Source organism: Pseudoalteromonas sp. Ps84H-4 (assembly GCF_024124645.1).
GTDB lineage: Bacteria > Pseudomonadota > Gammaproteobacteria > Enterobacterales > Alteromonadaceae > Pseudoalteromonas > Pseudoalteromonas lipolytica_C.
The window spans coordinates 12,621-33,507 of sequence record NZ_JAMXSK010000022.1; the positions used below are offsets into that span (position 1 = coordinate 12,621).

Genomic DNA, 20,887 nt, shown 5'->3' on the forward strand with positions numbered 1-20,887 from the left:
CGCAGTATTTATATTATTTTGTTGGTTTTATAAATTCGTGTTAGCAAAAGCAGAGTCACTCTCCCTACTCTGTTTTAAATTGCAACTGGGCTGTATTACTTAGTGAACGAATCGTCTTTTGAGTTTGTATAACTTGAAGGAAGACCTTGCACACTAGCACGCTTACGTTCCCGTGCTAAATCCTTGCCGGCGAGGTTTCTCGCCGGCATTTTTTATTTAAAGTTTTAAATGATCATTTAAGAACGCCAATACCTTTTTATAGTAAAGAGTACGGTGCTCTTCTTTATAAAAGCCATGACCTTCATCATCTAATAGTTCATAAATATAAGGATGATTCTCTTTCTTTAAAGCCGAAATTAACGACTCAGCTTGCTCTATAGGCGCCCTTTTATCTTCGCCACCATGAACAATTAATACCGGGGCTTTCAACTTTTCTACATTGTAGCTAGGTGAAAAACGCTTTAACTCTTCTTCATCCTCACCTAATACTACTTCTAAGAAACGTTGCCCGCTATCACGTTCTGATACATCCCCTTCATCAAACATGAGTGGTAAATCATATACACCTACAACCCCAATCGCACACTGGAACATATCAGGTTCCAAGATCGCACTTTGTAACGCGGAATATCCACCAAAGCTGGCACCCATAATGCAAATGTTACTTTTATCAACAGTACCATTCGAAATAAGATATTTTACCCCATCAATGATATCGTATTGAATTTCCCGCCCCCACTTGCGATGACCGGCACGTTCAAAATTTCGTCCAAAACCACCTGAACCACGAAAGTTAACCTTGAGTACAGCTATTCCTCTACTCGCAAGCAGCTGAGCTGTTGAATCATATCCCCACCAATCTCTAGGACCATGAGGACCACCATGCGGCATTACTACTAATGGTAAGTTTTTTTCTTCAGCATTATTCGGAATAGTTAAGTAACCGTAGATAGCTAGTCCATCACGTGCTGTAAAATTGATAGGCTTTGTAATCGCCATTTGACTAGGTTTAATCCAACTTCTCGATGAGAATAGAAAACCGAGATTATTCGTTTTTGCATCAAATAAATAATAACTGCCTGGGTTAGTATCGCTTGAAGCAAAAATGACGCTCTTATCACCATTTACGGTACTGCTAACTAATTGAACCTGCTGACCTTCAAGTACTTTCAAAAGAGCTTTTAGCTGCTGACTTTTCTTAGAGTTATTACCAACAAATGAATAGGTTGGATAGCCTAATTCATGCTCGACAGCAAAAAGCTCTTTTGAGACTTCATCCACCCATACTTGCTTGGGTGAAACACTCTTTTCTTTGTGAATTAGATCAAATTGTTTAGTTTTAAGATTTAATTTATAAAGCCCTTTAGCTTCTCCATTAACAGAAGCCGTCACATAAGCAGATTCATCTGTGCTATCAAAAGCATGCAACCCAACATCACTATATGAAACGTCCTTTAAGTTGAGCTCTTCCCACTCACCACCTGATTTAGGACGGATATATATTTTTGGATTAATATAATCATCAGTCGAAGCAGATACTCTTACGTTACCTTCATGATCAGTCAGAAAACTAGCCATCCTTGAAGGTGAACGTGTGATCCTTTTTCTTGACCCTCGATAGACATCTACTTCATATACAATTGTGTGAGGTTCGTTGGCAGCTGTCCATGGAATGGTTAAAACTAACATTTTACGCTTATTTTCTACCAGTGGATCAAGCACATAAGATGTCCCTAATACAGGGGTTGCCTTTTTAATTCTCGTCCCTGTTTGCCTTTCACCTTGATAACCAACCAAGTACTTCCATTGACTACCATCTGCGTTTACACCAAGCAACTCACCATGGTATTCAGGATGATCTTTCCAACCTTTTAGGTACTCTTTGGCTAATACAATACGCTCTTCATTCACCCAGTAATAATTGCCGACTTGAGCATTACCAGGAAAGTGGATGGCATGAAGAACTTTAAATGTATCTGTATCCAGTATCATTAAAGCATTCTTGCCTTCAGGTTGTGTGATTACTGCTAAATACTTACCGGTAGGAGAAATTTTAACACCTGTGAATTCACTTGCTTTACTAAAGTTTTGAATATCAAGTAATTCAGATTTGGCATTAGTAGTAAAGCTAAGTAGCAAACAAGAAATAACGATTATTAATCTGCTCATAAAATTCCTTTTATATTTTAATTGTTAATAAAGATACTAAAAAGTTAACAATGGGTACACCCTCAACGCGTAGCTACTTTGAAATTTTCTTGAAAAGACTAACGAATATGACAATCACAACCCCTGCAACAACTCCCAACAAACCATCAAAAATAACCGGCGAAACCAGCTCACCCGTTTTACCAAGTAAACCCGTTACAAACTCAATACTACCCTGCTGGGCGTGATGTAAAAGAGGGATACCATGTACCAATATGCCACCGCCAACTAAGAACATAGCAACCGTTCCTGCAAAGGCTAAAAAGCGCATTAACTTAGGTGCCGCAGCAAGTAAAAACTTACCCACTAGCTCTTTAAATTTACCGCCACTTTGCTGCGCTTTTTGCAGTAAATACAAACCAGCATCATCAAGTTTGACAATGCCTGCAACCAACCCATACACGCCAATGGTCATAATAATTGCAATTACACTGAGCACTAAAGCTTGATTTACCAGCGTTGCACCAGCAACCGTGCCTAATGTTATAACGATAATTTCTGCAGAGAGGATAAAATCAGTACGGATAGCGCCTTTAACTTTTTGCTTTTCGTATTCTTGCAAGTCTTGCTGCTCAACCAGTTGCTCACCTTCGTGACTATCGTGACCAAACAGTTTTTCGATAATTTTCTCAGCTCCTTCGAAGCACAAAAATAGCCCACCAATCATTAATAAAGGAGTAATAAGCCAAGGCAACCAAACACTAATCAACAAAGCTGCTGGCACTAATATGGCCTTATTAATGAATGAGCCTTTTGCTACCGCCCAAACCACTGGTAATTCTCTATCAGCAGTTACCCCTGTCACTTGCTGGGCATTAAGAGCTAGATCATCACCTAACACCCCTGCTGTTTTTTTTGTTGCGACTTTACTCAATCGTCGCAATATCGTCTAAAAGAGTTGTAATATCATCAAGTAAGGTTAATAAATTAGTGCCAGCCATGGTGGTTCCTTGCCCATTAAGTACACTGTCAACATAACTTATCCAGCCATTTTCACCAACGGTTAATTTTTCTTTGTTAGGCTTAGAGTTCATTCAAAAACAGGGGTGTTTCCATGAACAAACAACTTCTCTCAGGGCTCGCTTTAGTCACTTTGTGCGCGTGTGCTGAGCAAGCCACGGCAAACAACTATCTATGTGATAATGGCTTAACTGCGAGTATTGTTGATAATAATGAAGACGAAGCAACGCTTTCATTCGTCGATAATACTTACACTTTATATCGAGAAGTCAGTGGTTCAGGCGTAAAGTACAGCGATGATCATGTGTTGTTTTGGTCTAAAGGCGGCGAAGCCATGCTTATTTTGAAAGGAAAAAAATATCATTGTCAGCTAAAGCAAAGCTAACCAAACTGTCGCGGCTAAATTCGCTTAATTAATGGTTTTGAGTATAATAGCGACAATTTATTTAGCGTTTAAGCGACCAGAATGAAATACAAAGATCTTCGCGAATTTATCGAGCTACTAGAACAAAAAGGTGAACTTAAACGGATCAAACAAGAAATCGATCCCTACCTTGAAATGACCGAAATTGCTGACCGTACATTGCGCGCAGAAGGCCCTGCTCTGCTATTCGAAAATCCTAAGGGTCACTCTATTCCTGTACTTGCTAACCTATTCGGTACGCCAAAGCGAGTGGCAATGGGAATGGGTCAAGATGATGTCAGTGAGCTGCGCGAAGTCGGTAAGCTATTAGCCTTTTTAAAAGAGCCTGAGCCACCTAAAGGCATTAAAGAGGCACTAGGCCAAATCCCGGTATTCAAACAAGTGTTGAATATGCCCGCTAAAGAAGTAAAAAAAGCACCATGTCAGCAAGTCATACTTGAAGGTGATGATGTCGACTTAACCAAGTTGCCTATCCAACATTGCTGGCCAGGTGATGCAGCACCTTTGATAACATGGGGCTTAACGGTTACCAGAGGGCCTTATAAAAAGCGCCAAAACTTAGGTATTTACCGTCAGCAGCTACTGGGTAAAAACAAAATTATTATGCGTTGGTTATCGCACCGTGGTGGCGCATTAGATTTTCGTGAATGGTGTAAAGAGCACCCAGGCGAACCCTATCCTGTATCGGTCGCATTAGGGGCAGACCCTGCAACAATCCTAGGCGCTGTAACGCCAGTACCTGACACCCTAAGCGAATACGCGTTTGCGGGCTTACTACGCGGTAGTAAAACAGAAGTTGTTAAGTCGATTTCAAATGACCTACAAGTGCCTGCTACCGCTGAGTTCGTACTTGAAGGCCATATTATGCCGGGTGAAACAGCCCCTGAAGGCCCATATGGCGATCACACAGGTTACTACAATGAAGTAGACGAGTTTCCGGTCATGACGGTGACTCACATCACGCATCGTGAAAACCCGATTTATCACAGTACCTACACAGGCCGTCCACCAGATGAGCCGGCGGTACTCGGGGTTGCCTTAAACGAAGTGTTCGTGCCAATTCTACAAAAACAATTTCCTGAAATTGTAGATTTTTATCTGCCACCTGAAGGGTGTTCATACCGAATGGCGGTGGTCACGATGAAAAAACAATACCCGGGTCATGCCAAGCGTGTGATGATGGGGGTATGGTCTTTCTTACGTCAATTTATGTATACCAAGTTCGTGATTGTTTGCGATGACGATGTAAACGCACGCGATTGGAACGACGTAATTTGGGCAATCACTACGCGTATGGACCCTGCGCGCGATACAACGTTAATCGAAAACACACCGATTGATTATTTAGACTTTGCATCGCCAGTATCAGGCCTTGGCTCAAAAATGGGCATGGATGCGACCAATAAATGGCCTGGTGAAACAGATCGTGAATGGGGTGAGCCCATTGTCATGGATCCAAAAATCAAAGAACGAGTTGATGAATTATGGGACAGCTTAGATATTCTCTAAGCTGTGTCTATGTTAAACTGCTCAAAATTTAACGGTTATGAGTGCGATTCATAACCGAATTTGCTTCTGTGCTTATAAAGGTAAACTATGCAAACATTACTCGCTGACGTTGTTGCGATCAGCCCGCTTACAGACCACGTACATAAGGTCATTTTGAAACCACAGCAACCTGTGTCATTCGAGGCAGGCCAATATATGCAACTTGTATTAGGCGAAAAAGATAAGCGTGCCTTTTCTATTGCAAGCCGCCCGTCGCAAACTGAGCAAATTGAACTACACATTGGTGCCTCAGGTGCTGATTCATACGCGATGCAAGCGCTTGATCATTTGCGTCAAGCACATGCTCAGCAACAACAAGTTAATGTTGAAGTGGGTCTAGGCATATCGCAACTTCGTGTAGAGGGTGAGCGCCCTATTATTCTACTTGCTGGCGGCACCGGTTTTTCTTATGCCAAATCAATGGCTGATCACCTTGCAGAAATAGGCTGTGAGCGCCCGGTATTATTCTACTGGGGTGTACGTGAGCAAGCTGCGCTATATGCGCATGACGAAATGCAAGCATGGGCAAACAGTAACCCTCATTTCCAATACATTCCTGTAGTTGAAAATGCGTCGCAAAGCTGGACAGGCAAAACTGGTTACGTTCACAAAGCCGTTATGGCAGATATCGTGTCGCTAGAACCATACGATATTTACATGGCAGGTCGCTTCGACATGATTGGCGTTGTTCGCGATGATTTCATAAATCATGGCGCAATCCGCGAAAACATGTATGCCGATGCATTTGCATTCATTAAATAGCTAAGTGATACAGATTATTTTTAAGGCATCCAATTGGATGCCTTTTTTATTTGTTTTACCTATCGCCCTAATCCATCTAAACAATTTCACAAACAGCATTTCCTTGACCATACTCTGATTAGAATAACGATGGGGAGAGACCCAAATGCTAAATACAAAAGTACAAGACTTTATGCAACGTAAGTTGCCACACATTACGCCTGAAACTGAAATGACCACCGCTATTAGCGAGCTGCAAAAGTTTAAATTACTGGGCGCACCTGTATTCGATGACAACAAAAGCCTAGTTGGCTTTATATCTGAACAAGAGCTTTTGCAACCGCTGATGCAAAACAGTTATTTCTGCGATGGTGTGGTAAAGGTAAAACAACTTATGCGCACCGATGTTGTTACCGTAAGTAGCGATCAAAACATCATTGAGCTGGCAGATGCCATGAAAACGGGTAAGCCAAAGAATTACCCAGTTATCGAGGGTGGTAAGGTTGTTGGCATGATCAGCCGAGGAGATGTGCTCAAGGCATTGTATGAAAACTATGTCTCATGCCAAGAGCACCAAGTGTAAGTTAGCTGCTTAACGATTAGCAGCTAACTGTTTTAAAGCCGCTTTATCTGCCTCGCTTAAATAAGCAATTTCAAGCGCATTAGCTTGCGCTTTTTCCATATCGGCTTGGCTTAAACCAGCTGCAGGCGCGGCTACTTGATACTCATACGCAATTTCAATACCTTCAACTGCCGGATCATCAGTATTAATTGATGCCAAAATACCATGGTCTAAGAAGGTTTTTAGCGGGTGTTTTGCAAGCTCAGCAACAGTGCTAGTTTGAATGTTACTGGTTAAGCAAGACTCAATACCAATGCGTTTATCACGTAAGTGATCCATAAGCGCTGCATCTTCAATCGCTTTTACACCATGGCCAATACGCGTTGCACCAAGCTCGTTAATTGCTTGCCAGATACTTTCGCTACCACGCGCTTCACCAGCGTGAATAGTAGCAGCTAAGTATGCATCGTGAACTTGCTTAAAGTGATCAACAAATAATTCACCCGGAAAACCTATTTCATCACCAGCTAAATCAACAGCAACTAAATCATTTTTAAAAGCAAGTAACGCATCAAGCTCTTGCTGACAAATTTTAGTGCCATAAGTACGCGACATAATACCGATTAAGTTGGCTTTAATTGGTGCGTTTTGACACGCACTCCTAACACCATCAACCACCGCTTCTACGACACCTTGCGGGTGCAGTCCTTGGCTTTGCGCCATATAATATGGACTAAAACGAAGCTCTACGTAATCTAGGCTTTGTGCAATAGCATCTTCAACGTTCTCGATGGCAATACGACGACAGGCATCGTAATCACCGAGTACTTTTACACCCCAATCTAACTTCTGTAAAAAGGCGACAAGATTTGGTTCAGGGTCAATAACCTGAACATGAGGGATCAGCGCCTCTACTGTATCTGCTGGTAATTCAAGATTAAACTGACGACCAAGTTCTAAGATCGTTTGTGGGCGAACATTACCGTCAAGATGACGATGAATATCAAGCAAAGGAAGTGTCTTGTTGATCATAATTAGTACTCAGTTCAGAAAATTTTCGCGGATCATACGTACCCACAACGATAATTCAAGTGTAGATGAATATATTTACTTTTAAGAGGTCAATTGTCTGCTTTATAAAGCACTTTTGCCGTGCAGATGCTGCCACAATGTTTTAAACAATTTATCAGCGTCAATTGGCTTAGTTAGATAACCATTCATGCCACTGGCGAGGCCTTTCTTAAGGTCATCATCATGGGCATTTGCCGATAAGCCAATAATCGGTAACTCGGAGATCAGCAGCTCATTGCGAATAACCTTAGTCGCTTGCAGGCCATCCATGTTAGGCATTTGAATATCCATTAGTACAAGGTCGTAGCTTTTTTCACTAATCATCTTAATAGCTTCGTGGCCATCTTTTGCTATATCAGGCTGACAGCCTTTGGTTTTTAAAATAGAGCTAGCGACATGCTGATTTAGCGGGTTATCTTCAACTAAAAGTATTGCGTAATCTGCGAATGATAATGAGCTGACATCAATATCAACAACTTCATCATCACTTTGGATAACCTCTGATAAAGGTGACTCAAAAGGGATTGAAATAGTAAACGTTGAACCTTGCCCTTCAACGCTTTGCAAACTGATACTGCCACCCATCATCGAAACCAATTTTTGGCAAATACTTAACCCTAAACCTGTGCCACCAAAACGGCGTGAGGTTGAACTATCTGCTTGCGAGAATGGCTGAAATAATCGCTGTTGCGCTTCTTTGCTAATACCAATACCGGTATCAATAACACTAAAGTAAGTAAACTCACGCTGTTGCCAAATACGTAGAGTGATATGCCCCTGTGGTGTGAATTTAACAGCATTATTTAATAAATTTAACAGCACTTGTTTTAACCGAATAGGATCGGTGTAAATCACTAACTGCGAAGAGCTGTCGTAATCAACGTCAAACTCTAAAGAACGAGTGTTCAATTCAAATTGCAGCAAATTACAGACTTCACTAACAAGCGCATTAACATCGATTGGCTCTTGATGCATTTCCAAGCGCCCAGCTTCTATTTTAGAAAAATCTAAAACATCATTAATAACTCTTAATAGTACATTCAATGCACCATCGGCTTGATCAATATAACTACGTGCTTGCGGCCAATCTTGCTCTTGCATAGCCAAGTAGTGCAACCCCTTAATACCATTAATAGGAGTGCGTATTTCATGGCTCATATTCGCTAAAAATTCACTTTTTATTTGACTGGCTTTATCCGCTTTTTGTTTTTCTTCACGAAGGCTTTGGGTTTGTTTTGCTACTTGCTGACGAATTTGAATATTAGTACCGGTTACTGAAATCAAAAAGGTGATCAATAACCAAACAAACAGCATACCGACTATTTGTGCAAGCCAATAAGGCAACCAAGACGATTGCGCGACTGACTCCCATAATTTCACCTGCCAGACACGCTCACCAATAATAAAATTAAAGCTCGCAATGGCCGTTGTTCCAACACGTTGAGGGTTATAAATTTCGACAGGGTTACTGCCGTCGGTAACGTCATAGAAGCTGGCATCAATCTCTGTGTTCTGATTAAAGTTTAGTGTTTGCGCCAGCAACTCTAAATTAACCACAGCAACAACATAACCTCTAAACCCGACTTGATGATTTATGTCTGAATAAACAGGGTTAAAGAACAAGACTCCTTTATCGTTACCATCACCTTGCATCAAGGTAATAGGCTCACTCACTGTGACATTTTTTATTAAACGAGCGTCTGTCAGTGCCTGCCTGCGCAGTTCATGGGAGGCTAAATCAAAACCTTGTGCGGCCTCGTTGCCTTGCAATGGGTGGATATATTGCACTGGAAAATAAATAGCACGCTGACTTACCGCTTGCCATTGTCCCGCGGAATTTTTCTCTTTGATATAGTAATTAGGCCCAAGCTCTTCGCGCAGCAAATTTTGGTAATTATCCAATTGTGAATTAATCACTTTTGGTGCCCACTCAAACGCTATTATCTCTTTACTGTATTGCAGCTGTCTTGAGGTGAAGCGCTTAAACTCTGCAAAATCAACTATGTCACTACTTGCAAAAAAGGTTGCCAATAACGACAGATGAGACTTAATTTCATCAATTTTGTGTTCAAGATTGGTTTTTATTGCACTTACTTTTGCTTCTTTGCGCTGTAAATCTTTCTCCTTTTTAACACTTGCTGCGCCATAAAAGCTGACACAAATAATCATATAAATTAATAGTGAAGGAACAATAATTTGTAGTCGCTGCCGTGCATGATTATAACTAAATGCCGCTAAAACTAACGGAGTAAAAATGAGTACTCCGATACTGTCACCAATCCACCAAGCAATAAAATTATTAAGTGCCGCGTAGCTAGGAATCACATTATTGATGACCAACAGCGCAGTACCTGTCGATGCTGCGATAAGACTGCAAAGTGGGCCGCCAATGATTAACCCTTGCACACTTTGTTTTAGCGAAGATAGTTCAAGAGGACGTTTTACAACATGAATAATAATGTAATAAGCCAACCAGGCTTGGAAAGTAGATGCTGCTGTTACCCCAATGGCTTGTAACATAACTTGCCAATGTAAAATATCAGTAACTTTATCGAGATGGATAAGGTTGACTAAGAAAGCCCCCAACAACACCCCCGGCAAGGCACGGTTTCGACTAAGTAAGATACTGGCCAGAGCTATACCAGAAGGGGGCCATGCTGCAACAGCATAGCCGTCGATAGCCAGAAGAGAATTACTTAAATACCCTGTTAGAAAATAAGCGAAAGCGATACTTAGTGTCAGCGCAAATAAGTTTTTCAAGCCATCGCTCCTGTGCAGGCTAAGCCAAAATTACTGATACAGTACCAGGGCCTTATCTGGTTGAGCACTTTTACTATAGCTTAGCACTGCTTGCTGCAAATACTCGTCACGATTATCTGCATTAAGCGCTTTATCAAATACTCGTGCAGCTAAGTCGTACTGGCCATGAGCATTTGCTAAACATGCTAAGGCTAAAAGCAGGTCTGTATTTTCGGTGTCTTTTTTTAATATATCTTGCAAGCTTGTTTGCAGTTTGAGTGCATCACCCGCCGTGCTAGCTCGTAAAATACGTGCTAAATCTTTATGCTGAAGTGGTTTTTTTAGCATTTTGATTAAGCTTAGCTCAATTTTATTAAGATCACCCACGCGCGCCATAGCTGAAAAATAGCTCACTTCAGCTAACGGTTTTAAGTTCTTGGCTAATTGCTCATAACGTGTTGTTAGCTCACTGCTAGGTTGCGCAGAAAAATAATGGTCAAATAGCTGACGCCATTCGTTATCTGAAAGTGCTTTTTTACGTAATAAGCGAGGCATAAATTCATTAAGCGCCGACCACTTTTTCTCTTGCATCAGGACGTGAGCATACATTTTAAGTTCTAAGCTAGAGGCTTTTTTACGCTCTGCCAAGGCTTTAAGGTCAGCAAAAATAGTACTCGTCTCACCACTTGCAACCCATAAGTTAGCTACTTTTAGCTGCTTGTCTTGACTGATTTTATCAAGATAACTAATTGCTTGTTCACGGTTGTTATTTGCCAATGCTGCTTTGGCAAGTAAAGCATAACGCACATCATTCCATTGCTCTGCCACACTATTATTTTCAAGTGCTAACTCAAGCTCAGTGTAATCGTTATTGATTAAACTCCATATCCCTTGTTCAATCGCAGCATGTTTGCGCTCTTCACTTCGAGCAAAAAAACGATGTCGCGTATGGCTATACAAAGACCACAAATAACGCACCAATTTATAAAGCAAGAATATCGCAGCAAAAGCCAACAAAACTAACGCAGTGACGCCCCAAATAGTGCCCTCAACCGTGGTATTGTTAAAAGCAATAAGCACATAGCCTTTTTGATCAATAAAAAAAGGGGCTATTCCTAAGCAAGCTGCAATAGCGATGATTATCAATAAGAAGCGGATCATTGTGCCCACTCCTTCACCTGCTCAGTACTTTGCAGTGACACTTTAGGGCTGAAATCGAGTTGCTCTTTTGAAAGTGAAGTTAAGCTAGTTAATACCGCTTTAGTGACTGCATCATCTTGTTTAAAGTAATCTTTCACTAAGTCATGCGCTGCATCAACTGCACTAAAGTACACACTGCTTTGTTTTGTTAATACGGCGTCTTGCGCTTGTGCGATATATAAACTTAGGCGTTGTTTTACTAAATGGCGCTCTTGTTCACTTAAAAATGGCGCAACAACCATGTCTTCACGAGTACGAACTGTGACAAAGAAGTCTTTAAATTGCTGCCAAGATTTTGCAAGGTTTTGACGCCACTCACTGACGTTTTCACTAAGCTGATTTGGATCTTCTTGTTTTACTTCTTCAGGTAGAGAAATAGCATTAAATGCCAACTCAGTCACTTGCTGATTGATTCCGTGCAGCTTTAAATAAATGGCTTCTACAGCAACTGGCTCAATGGCATTTAATGTTTGCAAATCTTGATGAATTGCTTGGCGAATAGCCCCTGTTCCAGGATGCTCAGCAAGCAAGCCATCTAAACGAGATAATACAGCAGCAGCACCTTGGTAGTCGTGCTCAGCCCAGAGTTTAAACTCAGCCATACGCTGCAAGCTTGTGACTTCTTGCGGATTAAGTGTAAAAGTTTGCTGCTCGGCACGCTTTAAAGCCGCTTGCAGCTGCTGCTGCGTTTGTTCAGCACTTTCATTTAGCGCATCAGTAACTTTTTGTTCAGTATTAAATAGCGATTGCTGCAATGTTTGCTGGGCACTTTTCACCGCATCAAGCTGTTGCTGTAAACGTTGGTTTTCTGTTGTCAGCTCATTAATAGCAAGAGTAGATTGTTGATCGCCATTAAGTTTATGATAAAACTCATATCCCACAGCCGAGGCAACAAGGAGTGAAATGAGTAAAGCCAAGCTCCCTGTTTTACTTATCCCTCTTTTATGCTGAACTGCTGCTGGTTTAGCTGCAGGTGCTTTTTTGGCAGGCTCAGCGCTGGCTGGCTTTGTGGTTTGTTTTAAATCTGCTTCACTCATTTTGCTACCTTGCTTATCAATACAGGCGAACATAGCACTATCGCTTGCCCCTGCAGCAATGTGTATCTGCGTTCTTGCTACATTTTGTTGTTTTAAATAATCAGCGATACGTTCGCTGGCAACATAAAATTGTCGCGCTTTTAACCATGCTAACTGCGATTCATTGAGACCATTAAAAATGGCGTCAACAGCTGCATTACTGGTAATGACTATACCTTCTACATCAATTGTTTGCCAGTGGTCCATCCACTTACCTGGTTCACTCTCGATTGCAGTTCGTTTGTATACCACGAGCTGATTTAAAAGTGCCCCACGTTGTTTTAAGGTTTTCGCTATCGTTGTGCGCCCACCTTCACCTTTAACCAAAACAATATTATCCAACTCTACATCTTGTAGAGTTTTTAACTCGAGCAAGCCCTCTGAGTCATGATTTTTCGGCACTGCAGCTCGACGCCCAAAGGCTTCATACACTGCATCTGCCGTTTGTTGTCCAACAGCATAAAGTTGTGCTGCTTTATTAATTGTGGGCGTGAGCTTTAACAATGCATGAACAGCATCCTGCGAGATAAAAATGATCTTATCAGCATTCTCAAGTGGTGAGAGCTCACTACTACTTGGGGTAAGATAATCAAGGGTAAGCACTGGACACTGGGTTGCTCGATAACCCGCCTGCTGAAGCGCAAGCGCAAGTTCAGTGCCTTTCCCTTCTGGACGAGTTATCAATATATGCATGTTAAGCGTCTCTATATACTTCTGCTAAAATCTTATCTGCACCTTGCGCAAGTAACTTTTCAGCAAGTGTAATACCTAGCTGCTCAGCGTCACTAACAGGGCCAGAAACTTCATCACGTAGCATTTGACTTCCATCAATTGCACCAACTAAACCACGTAAATGCACTTGTTCACCATCAACCAACGCAAAAGCACCAATAGGTACTTGGCAGCCGCCTTCTAAACGGCGGTTCATGGCACGCTCGGCATTAACACGAATCCGTGTTTCTGTATGCTCAAGTGGTGCTAGCAGCGCTTTTGTTACTTCATCATCTACACGACATTCAATGCCGACGGCACCTTGACCATTGGCAGGCAATGAAATCTCAGGTTCAATGAATGCCGTAATACGCTCTGGCATTTCTAAACGAATTAAACCTGCTGCTGCAAGAATAATTGCATCATATTGACCATCATCAAGCTTAGCTAAACGAGTGTTAACGTTACCGCGTAAATCACGAATATCTAAATCAGGACGCGCTTCACGAATTTGACATTGGCGACGTAAACTCGATGTACCAACAATAGCACCTTGCGGTAACTCGTCTAAGCTTTTGTAGTTATTTGATACGAATGCATCACGAGGGTCTTCACGCTCACAGATAGTATGAAGCGCTAAGCCTTCAGGAAATTCAACTGGCACATCTTTCATCGAGTGCACAGCAATATCTGCTCGACCATCTAGCATGGCTTGTTCTAATTCTTTTACAAATAAGCCTTTACCACCAATTTTAGCCAGCGGTGTATCTAAGATAATATCCCCTTGCGTCGACATAGGAACAAGTTCAACCGTCACATCGTCATGAAAGTGCTCTAGCTGTGCTTTTACAAATTCGGCCTGCCATAGAGCAAGCGCACTTTTACGTGTAGCGATACGAACGCGTTTTGTTGTCTGAGTCATGAAAATTCCAATTGTTTATCTGGCCGAAATTAATCAGCTAAAAGTCTAAATTCTTTTTGCGCAAGTAAAGTACCTTGCGCGTCCACCACTTCTACCCGCCATTCGCCGAGTTGCTCTGGCATGATGTTTTTGGTTGAGTAGGTTCGAAAACGCGGGCTAGTTATTGCTAATTCAATAGATGCAAGCTGAGTGTCTTGGTAATACCATTGATGACGAACAGTTTGTCCCTGCATATTTTTAAGCTCACTAAAAAAGCTTAAGCTTTGCGTTATTTCCGACAATTTTACATCGTTTTTTAGAACGTTGACTGGTTCTCGATCAACAACATCGGTTGTTAATACCGCTCTACTAACTTTATCTGTGTCTATTTTAGCGCCAATCGCTAAGCTAGCAATATGAGCAGACTGAGAAAATTGCTGTTGAACATCAGAATTTTTAGCGATGACGATAGGTTCGTCGCGGTTTTCTTCTTCAAGGACCGGCGAAGCTTCATCAATAGCCTCTGCTTGCGCTGTCGTTTCTGTTTCTAAGTCAGAGGTTAATGGCTGCTCATCAGAAGGCGCTTCTACATCCTGCTTTTCCTCGACGACTTGAATAGCAGGTTCTTGCGGTTGAGGTGAAGCAGGTTCAAGTTCGCTTGGCGATACAGTGTCAGCTGCTGTAGGTTGTTGCATAACAGTACCCGTTGCTTCAGCTCTTTGCTCATCGGTTTCAGCCTGTTCGGCATTAACAGCACCAACAAAACTATAGATAACAGCTGCCAGTGCGACAAAAATCACACTGCTAACCATAAATATGCGTCGCCAGTGCCACTGATAAGTGACCGTTTCTAGGCGGCTTTCTGATTTTTCAGCATTCATGTTAGCTGTTATTACAATTTTTTTTGTCATGTTTGGCCCCTTCACAACCAAAAATTAACTCAGGCGAGCAATTAACCACTCACGGATAGCCATAAGTTCTTCACCACAAACTTGATGCGCCATCGGGTAGTCTTGCCAGCTTACTTCCATGTTATTAGCGCTAAGTACAGTAAATGCTTGCCTGCCAGCGCTATGTGGTACCACATCGTCAAATCGACCATGTGCCATAAATATATTTAACCCTTGTTGCTTGGTTTCATCGGCTAATTTAGCTGGTACACACATGTAAGTTGATAGTGCCATTACACCCGCTAATTTATAATCGAGTCGTGGCGCTAAGTGTAGCGATACCACCCCTCCTTGCGAAAAACCTGCAAGAATAATTTTGTTTGCAGCAATCCCTTTTGCAATTTCTTGGTCAATAAGCTCAGCCACTTTTGCAGCCGAGTCACGCACACCTTGTTCATCAGCACGTTTATCTAAATCCATCGATTTAATATCGTACCAAGAGCGCATTGCCATACCACCATTAATGGTGACCGGTTGCACAGGTGCATGCGGAAATACGAAACGCACCCCAAGCTCAGCTGGAAGTGCTAGCTGTGGTGCAACTGGCGCAAAACCATCACCAGAATCACCTAACCCATGTAACCAAATAACAGTTGCTTTGTGGTCACTCTGTGCTGGGTATTCGACAAACTCTAAACTCATAGTTCTGAGCGCCACTCAATAGGTTGGCCCGCTTGACGTGTTGCTGCATCACACATAAATTGCCAAAACTCAGCACCCGAGCGGTTATCAATCCACTTATCATCGCGTAGTTCAAAATGGTGACCATTAAATTTCGTCGCAACCCACACTTGATGAAGTGGTGCTTGCTTGTTGATCACTATTTTACTGCGATCTGGGAAGATGATTTCTAAAATACCTGACGCTGATTCATAATCTAAGTCGGCATCACATTCATCGATTTGCTCTTCAATAGTTAGCATTAATGCATCGGCTAGTGTGTGGTATTCATGATCAGTCATTTTAATGTCCTTTAACTGGCTTTAAGCCTAGATCTGGGGGCAGATTGTGTACAACAAGTGTAACAGGAATAAATTCATCCGCGAATAGCTGCATTTTTTAAATATTCTGTTACTCTGCGATTATAAAGCCAGCAATCGTATTAATCTAATGAAAGAGACTCATAGCCAAAAATTAAAAACAATCTTACCACTTAGCGCCCTACTTCTAACCCTAGCAGGATGTGGACAAAGTGGTGCTCTTTATCTACCAGATGATACTGCACAGCCTAAAGAATCTCAGCCACAGGCTGATCCATCCGAACAACCAGAGCAAAAACAGGACCAATAGATGGACTTTTTTAACTACAATAATAATCAGCTGTTCGCTGAAGACATCGCTGTCAAAGAGCTGGCAGAACAATACGGTACACCGTGTTATATCTATTCGCGTAAAACATTTGAGCGCCATTACCGTGCCTTTTCTGATGCAGCAAAGTCACATAAAAGCTTGGTATGTTATGCCGTAAAAGCCAACTCAAATATTGCCGTGCTCAATATTTTAGCCCGTCTTGGCTCTGGCTTTGACATCGTGTCGAAAGGTGAGCTTGCACGCGTTATCGAAGCAGGTGGAGATGCCAGTAAAGTGGTATTTTCTGGCGTTGCAAAAACCGCTGATGAAATAACGTATGCACTTAAATTGGGGATCAAGTGTTTTAACGTTGAATCTGTCGCAGAGCTTGAGCGTATTTCAGAGGTGGCGACGTCACTAAACCTTGTGGCACCTATTTCGATTCGTGTTAACCCTGATATTGATGCTAAAACGCATCCTTATATCTCAACAGGTCTAAAAGAGAATAAATTTGGTATTGATATTCAAACTGCAGTGACAGTTTACCAACATGCGGCATCATTACCGGGTTTAAAAATTACCGGTGTCGATTGCCACATTGGCTCGCAGCTAACAGAAATTAAACCTTTTTTAGCTGCACTTGAAAAAGTACTAACTCTTATCGAAGAATTAAAAGCCGTTGGCATAACACTTTCACACCTTGATATTGGTGGCGGATTAGGTGTGTCTTATAACGGCGAAACGCCACCTCACCCAAGTGAATATGTAGACAAAATCACCGCACGCTTAGCTGATTATCAAGACTTGGAACTAATTTTTGAGCCTGGCCGTGCAATTGCTGCCAACGCCGGCATATTAGTCACCAAAGTTGAGTTTATAAAGCAAAACCAAGACAAGTATTTTGCTATTGTTGATGCGGGTATGAACGATATGCTTCGCCCATCTCTTTATCAGGCTTGGCAAAATATTGTGCCGGTTGAACCTCGTGAAGATGATACGCCAACTCACAACTACGACATTGTAGGCCCAGTTTGTGAAACCGGAGACTTCTTAGGTAAAGATCGTCAACTAGCACTTCAAGCAGGCGACTTATTGGCACAGCGCAGTGCAGGCGCATATGGTTTTACCATGAGCTCAAACTATAACTCGCGTCCTCGTGTTGCGGAAATTATGGTGGATGGCCAACACAGTCATTTAATTCGTCAACGTGAAACCTTAGAAAGCCTATGGCAAGGCGAGAAAATTTTACCATAAACGTTTTTATAACCGGGCAGCTCTGTGGCATGATTAGCTCAGAGCAATCCTGAATTAGAGCGTTATGTTAGTTAATTTCTCAAAAATGCACGGCCTAGGTAATGACTTTGTCGTTATTGATAACATCACTCAAAATGTTTTCTTATCTCGTGACCAAATAAAGAAACTGGCAGATCGCCATTTCGGCATAGGCTTTGACCAACTACTCATGGTTGAAGCCCCTTATTCTCCCGATTTAGATTTTCATTACCGAATTTTCAATGCTGACGGTAACGAAGTAGAACAATGTGGCAACGGTGCTCGTTGTTTTGCCCGTTTTGTGCGCATGAAAGGTCTCACTAACAAGCATAAAATTTCGGTTTCAACTAAATCAGGTAACTTGACTTTATACATTGAAAAAGATGGCCAAGTTACGGTCAACATGGGCCACCCAAACTTTGAACCAAACAAAATACCATTAAAAGCCAGTAAACGTGAGTTGACCTATATCATCCGAACAGAAGAGCACACGGTTTTCAGTGGTGCAGTTTCTATGGGTAATCCACATTGCGTGTTAGAAGTCGATGATATTCATACCGCCGAAGTGAACACTTTAGGGCCACTGCTTGAAAATCACGAGCGTTTTCCACAACGAGCCAATGTTGGTTTTATGCAGGTAATTTCTCAAGATCATATTAAACTTAGAGTCTGGGAGCGAGGTGTAAGCGAAACCTTAGCATGTGGAACAGGTGCCTGTGCAGCTGTCGTTATTGGTCAAGTACAAAATAAGCTTGCCAACACAGTGCAAGTAGATTTACCCGGTGGAAGCTTGCAAGTTCGCTGGCAAGGTGAAGGACATCCAGTAAGAATGACTGGCCCTGCTGAACATGTTTTTGATGGACAAGTGGCATTATGAGCAAACTAACAGAACAACAAATTGCACAATACCTAATTGAACACCCTGATTTTTTCATTAAACAGCCAGAGTTACTCGCTGACATTGAACTGCATCAACAAGCTGCTGGAGCAACCTCACTGGTTCATATTCAACAGCGCCAGCTCCGTGAACATAATACATTTTTAAAAAATAAGATTGATCAACTTCTTGAGCAAGCAAAAGAAAACGAATTAATCTACCGCCTGTTCAGCGAATGTCATCGCCAACTATGGACTAATTACGACTTTAAAACGCTCGCCATCAATCTGCGTAACATTATATGTACCAACCCACTAATTAATGAATGTCACTTAGTGAAATATGAAAAGAAGTTTGATGATTTAATAACTCATCGACTACAAAACGATGGCATTTATTTAGGTCGTATCAACCAACAAGAATGCGATTTACTATTTTCTGGTTCAATACAGTCAACTGCCCTTTACCTGATCGGAAACACCGCGCATCCTGTCGCCATATTGGCGTTTGGTAGTCATGATGTAAACCACTTTGAGCCCGCTAAAGATAGCTTTTTCGTACTTGAGTTTGTTCGCTCATTGCAACTGCGGTTATTGGAACTTGCATGAACGATGTGACGACGCCAAATATTGATGAATTAAGTGATGCTTGGCGCACACCTATCCAACTTTTTGCAGATTATTTACGCTACGAAAAGCAATACTCAGCACACACAGTCAACCAATACACAAGTCAATTAGGCTTTGCAGCATTATACTTTAGTAAACTCTGTGAAAACTGGTTTGCTGTTCAAGGTGAGCATATTCGCCGTTACAGTATGCAACTACGAGGCAAACAACTGAGTGGCCGCACAATTAGCTTAAAGCTTAGTTGCATTCGTAGCCTCTACAAGTTTCTTAAAACTAAAAAGATTGAAAATCACGTTCACTACCATAACCCAGCTGAGGCTATAAAAGGGCCAAAGTTTTCCAAGCCATTGCCTAAAAATTTAGACGTTGATCAAATGGCAAAGCTATTAGAACTAGAAGGTGAAGAACCACTAACAATACGTGACAAAGCAATGATGGAATTAATGTATTCATCAGGGTTAAGGATTAGCGAGTTAGTTGGCGCTAACATACAAGATATAAATACCACTGAAGGTGAAATTTTAGTGCGCGGTAAAGGCAATAAAGAGCGTTTATTGCCTGTAGGTAGCAAAGCATTAAACGCTTTAAAGTCTTGGTTAAAAATTCGTCCACAATTTGCACACCCAGATGAAACGGCTATTTTTTTGAGCAGCCAAAAAAAACGCATTTCAGTTCGTCAAGTTCGCCTCCGTATGCAAGAGTGGGGAATAAAACAAGGGATCAGCTCGCAAGTTCATCCACATAAACTTCGCCACTCATTTGCTTCGCATATTTTAGAATCGTCTGGTGATCTACGTGCCGTTCAGGAACTATTAGGGCACAGCAGTTTATCGGCAACACAAGTGTATACACACCTTGATTTTCAGCATCTAGCCAAAGTTTATGATAACACTCATCCACGCGCTAAAAAGCGCTCAACTCCAGAGTAATACTTAGTAATTATGATCCGTTTTAACCGTGCTTTATCACCTGTTACTGTTTTAAGTTTTGATTTAGATGACACACTTTATAACAACCATCCGATCATTAAATCAGCTTTACAAGCGCAAGCTGATTATTTAGCAAAGCTGCCAGAATGGCCAACTAATGACACGCAGTATTGGCTTTATTGTCGTGACAAAGCCTTAGCGCTAGATCCAAGCCTCATTGACGATGTGACTCGCTGGCGACGTGCGGCACTACTCTATGCCATGCACGATCTGGGGTTTAAAAATGATTTAGCACAACAACATGCTAACAACGCCTATCAAGCATTTGCTGATGCTCGCAGCCAAATTACTGTATCAAAAGAAGTGTTAGGGCTATTAAAAGCTCTCAGCAAACAATTTCGCTTAATAGCAATAACCAATGGCAATGTCGAAGTCGACAAGTTTAACCTCAAAGGGGTATTTGAACTTGTCTTACAGGCAGGCCCTCATGGTAAAGCGAAGCCCCATCCCGGCTTATTCGACATTGCAGCTGAAACGCTAAATGTAGCTCACAAAGAGATTTTGCATATTGGCGATAGTCTCGACACAGATGTTCAAGGTGCAAATAACGCTGGCTGTCAAAGTGTTTGGTTGAATAATCAGGCAGCAAATTACAAATACAAGGGATTAGCTGACATCGAAATTAACGATATCTTTTTATTGAATCATTTAGTTAAAAAGTAACCAATTTTTGTAATTTGTTTTATGCTTAATAAAGTATGGAAGATACATGGCAGTGTTAAATTTAAATGTGCCTAGA

General features: G+C 41.7%; 19 protein-coding genes and 1 pseudogene. 10 read left to right on the forward strand and 10 right to left on the reverse strand.

The features are described from left to right. Window positions 1-216: 216 nt before the first annotated feature. The gene (locus NH454_RS17410) at window positions 217-2,169 is read right to left on the reverse strand and encodes a S9 family peptidase (RefSeq protein ID WP_199526001.1); all 1,953 of its coding nucleotides are present in this window, start codon (window positions 2,167-2,169) and stop codon (window positions 217-219) included. A 73-nt stretch (window positions 2,170-2,242) separates the two neighbouring features. Then, a pseudogene (locus NH454_RS17415) lies at window positions 2,243-3,149 on the reverse strand (DUF808 domain-containing protein). Between the two features lie 113 nt (window positions 3,150-3,262). Between NH454_RS17415 and NH454_RS17420 the strand changes: the two are divergent. The 4 genes from NH454_RS17420 (at window position 3,263) to NH454_RS17435 (ending at window position 6,464) form a co-directional block, all read left to right on the forward strand. Then, window positions 3,263-3,553 carry an MliC family protein gene (locus NH454_RS17420; RefSeq protein WP_253039767.1) on the forward strand — a complete coding sequence of 97 codons (291 nt, stop codon included), beginning with the start codon at window positions 3,263-3,265 and terminating at the stop codon, window positions 3,551-3,553. Between the two features lie 81 nt (window positions 3,554-3,634). Then, entirely contained in the window at window positions 3,635-5,101 is a 1,467-nt protein-coding gene (ubiD, locus tag NH454_RS17425) for a 4-hydroxy-3-polyprenylbenzoate decarboxylase (protein ID WP_135923174.1), read from the forward strand. Window positions 5,102-5,188: 87 nt separating this feature from the next. Continuing rightward, on the forward strand, window positions 5,189-5,902 hold the full coding sequence (gene fre, locus NH454_RS17430) for an NAD(P)H-flavin reductase (protein ID WP_135923173.1): 714 nt from the start codon (window positions 5,189-5,191) through the stop codon (window positions 5,900-5,902). 145 nt (window positions 5,903-6,047) lie between these two features. Beyond that, window positions 6,048-6,464, forward strand: a complete 417-nt coding sequence (locus tag NH454_RS17435) for a CBS domain-containing protein (RefSeq protein ID WP_054554669.1) — start codon at window positions 6,048-6,050, stop codon at window positions 6,462-6,464. Window positions 6,465-6,473: 9 nt separating this feature from the next. Here the strand turns inward: NH454_RS17435 and add are convergent, their stop codons facing one another. From add to cyaY, 8 genes are all read right to left on the reverse strand, one after another. After that, entirely contained in the window at window positions 6,474-7,475 is a 1,002-nt protein-coding gene (add, locus tag NH454_RS17440) for an adenosine deaminase (RefSeq protein ID WP_135923172.1), read from the reverse strand. A gap of 102 nt (window positions 7,476-7,577) precedes the next feature. Further along, window positions 7,578-10,274, reverse strand: coding sequence for a CHASE domain-containing protein (locus NH454_RS17445; RefSeq protein ID WP_253039769.1), 2,697 nt, complete (start codon window positions 10,272-10,274; stop codon window positions 7,578-7,580). Window positions 10,275-10,304: 30 nt separating this feature from the next. Then, window positions 10,305-11,414, reverse strand: a complete 1,110-nt coding sequence (locus NH454_RS17450; RefSeq protein WP_253039771.1) for a heme biosynthesis HemY N-terminal domain-containing protein — start codon at window positions 11,412-11,414, stop codon at window positions 10,305-10,307. Continuing rightward, a complete protein-coding gene (locus tag NH454_RS17455) occupies window positions 11,411-13,222 on the reverse strand; it encodes a uroporphyrinogen-III synthase (protein ID WP_253039773.1) in 1,812 nt (603 codons plus the stop codon). The genes NH454_RS17450 and NH454_RS17455 overlap by 4 nt, the downstream gene beginning before the upstream one ends. Window position 13,223: 1 nt before the next feature. Further along, on the reverse strand, window positions 13,224-14,162 hold the full coding sequence (hemC, locus tag NH454_RS17460; RefSeq protein WP_253039775.1) for a hydroxymethylbilane synthase: 939 nt from the start codon (window positions 14,160-14,162) through the stop codon (window positions 13,224-13,226). Between the two features lie 29 nt (window positions 14,163-14,191). Further along, entirely contained in the window at window positions 14,192-15,052 is an 861-nt protein-coding gene (locus tag NH454_RS17465; protein WP_253039776.1) for a DUF2914 domain-containing protein, read from the reverse strand. Window positions 15,053-15,076: 24 nt separating this feature from the next. Continuing rightward, window positions 15,077-15,733: an alpha/beta fold hydrolase gene (locus NH454_RS17470; protein WP_138557872.1), complete on the reverse strand. Its 657-nt coding sequence runs from the start codon at window positions 15,731-15,733 to the stop codon at window positions 15,077-15,079. Then, window positions 15,730-16,053, reverse strand: coding sequence for an iron donor protein CyaY (cyaY, locus tag NH454_RS17475; protein WP_036974421.1), 324 nt, complete (start codon window positions 16,051-16,053; stop codon window positions 15,730-15,732). The genes NH454_RS17470 and cyaY overlap by 4 nt, the downstream gene beginning before the upstream one ends. Before the next feature lie 148 nt (window positions 16,054-16,201). On the opposite strand from cyaY, the gene NH454_RS17480 reads away from it, so the two are divergent. The 6 genes from NH454_RS17480 (at window position 16,202) to NH454_RS17505 (ending at window position 20,811) form a co-directional block, all read left to right on the forward strand. After that, on the forward strand, window positions 16,202-16,381 hold the full coding sequence (locus tag NH454_RS17480) for a lipoprotein (RefSeq protein WP_130050045.1): 180 nt from the start codon (window positions 16,202-16,204) through the stop codon (window positions 16,379-16,381). Further along, complete coding sequence (gene lysA, locus NH454_RS17485; protein ID WP_253039777.1) at window positions 16,382-17,635, forward strand: diaminopimelate decarboxylase; 1,254 nt, start codon at window positions 16,382-16,384, stop codon at window positions 17,633-17,635. Window positions 17,636-17,699: 64 nt separating this feature from the next. Beyond that, window positions 17,700-18,530, forward strand: a complete 831-nt coding sequence (dapF, locus tag NH454_RS17490) for a diaminopimelate epimerase (protein WP_135923164.1) — start codon at window positions 17,700-17,702, stop codon at window positions 18,528-18,530. Beyond that, window positions 18,527-19,138: a DUF484 family protein gene (locus NH454_RS17495; protein ID WP_253039778.1), complete on the forward strand. Its 612-nt coding sequence runs from the start codon at window positions 18,527-18,529 to the stop codon at window positions 19,136-19,138. The genes dapF and NH454_RS17495 overlap by 4 nt, the downstream gene beginning before the upstream one ends. Continuing rightward, complete coding sequence (locus NH454_RS17500) at window positions 19,135-20,088, forward strand: tyrosine recombinase XerC (protein ID WP_253039779.1); 954 nt, start codon at window positions 19,135-19,137, stop codon at window positions 20,086-20,088. Before NH454_RS17495 ends, NH454_RS17500 begins: the two co-directional genes overlap by 4 nt. Window positions 20,089-20,100: 12 nt before the next feature. Then, window positions 20,101-20,811: an HAD-IA family hydrolase gene (locus NH454_RS17505; protein WP_253039780.1), complete on the forward strand. Its 711-nt coding sequence runs from the start codon at window positions 20,101-20,103 to the stop codon at window positions 20,809-20,811. Window positions 20,812-20,887 lie beyond the last annotated feature (76 nt).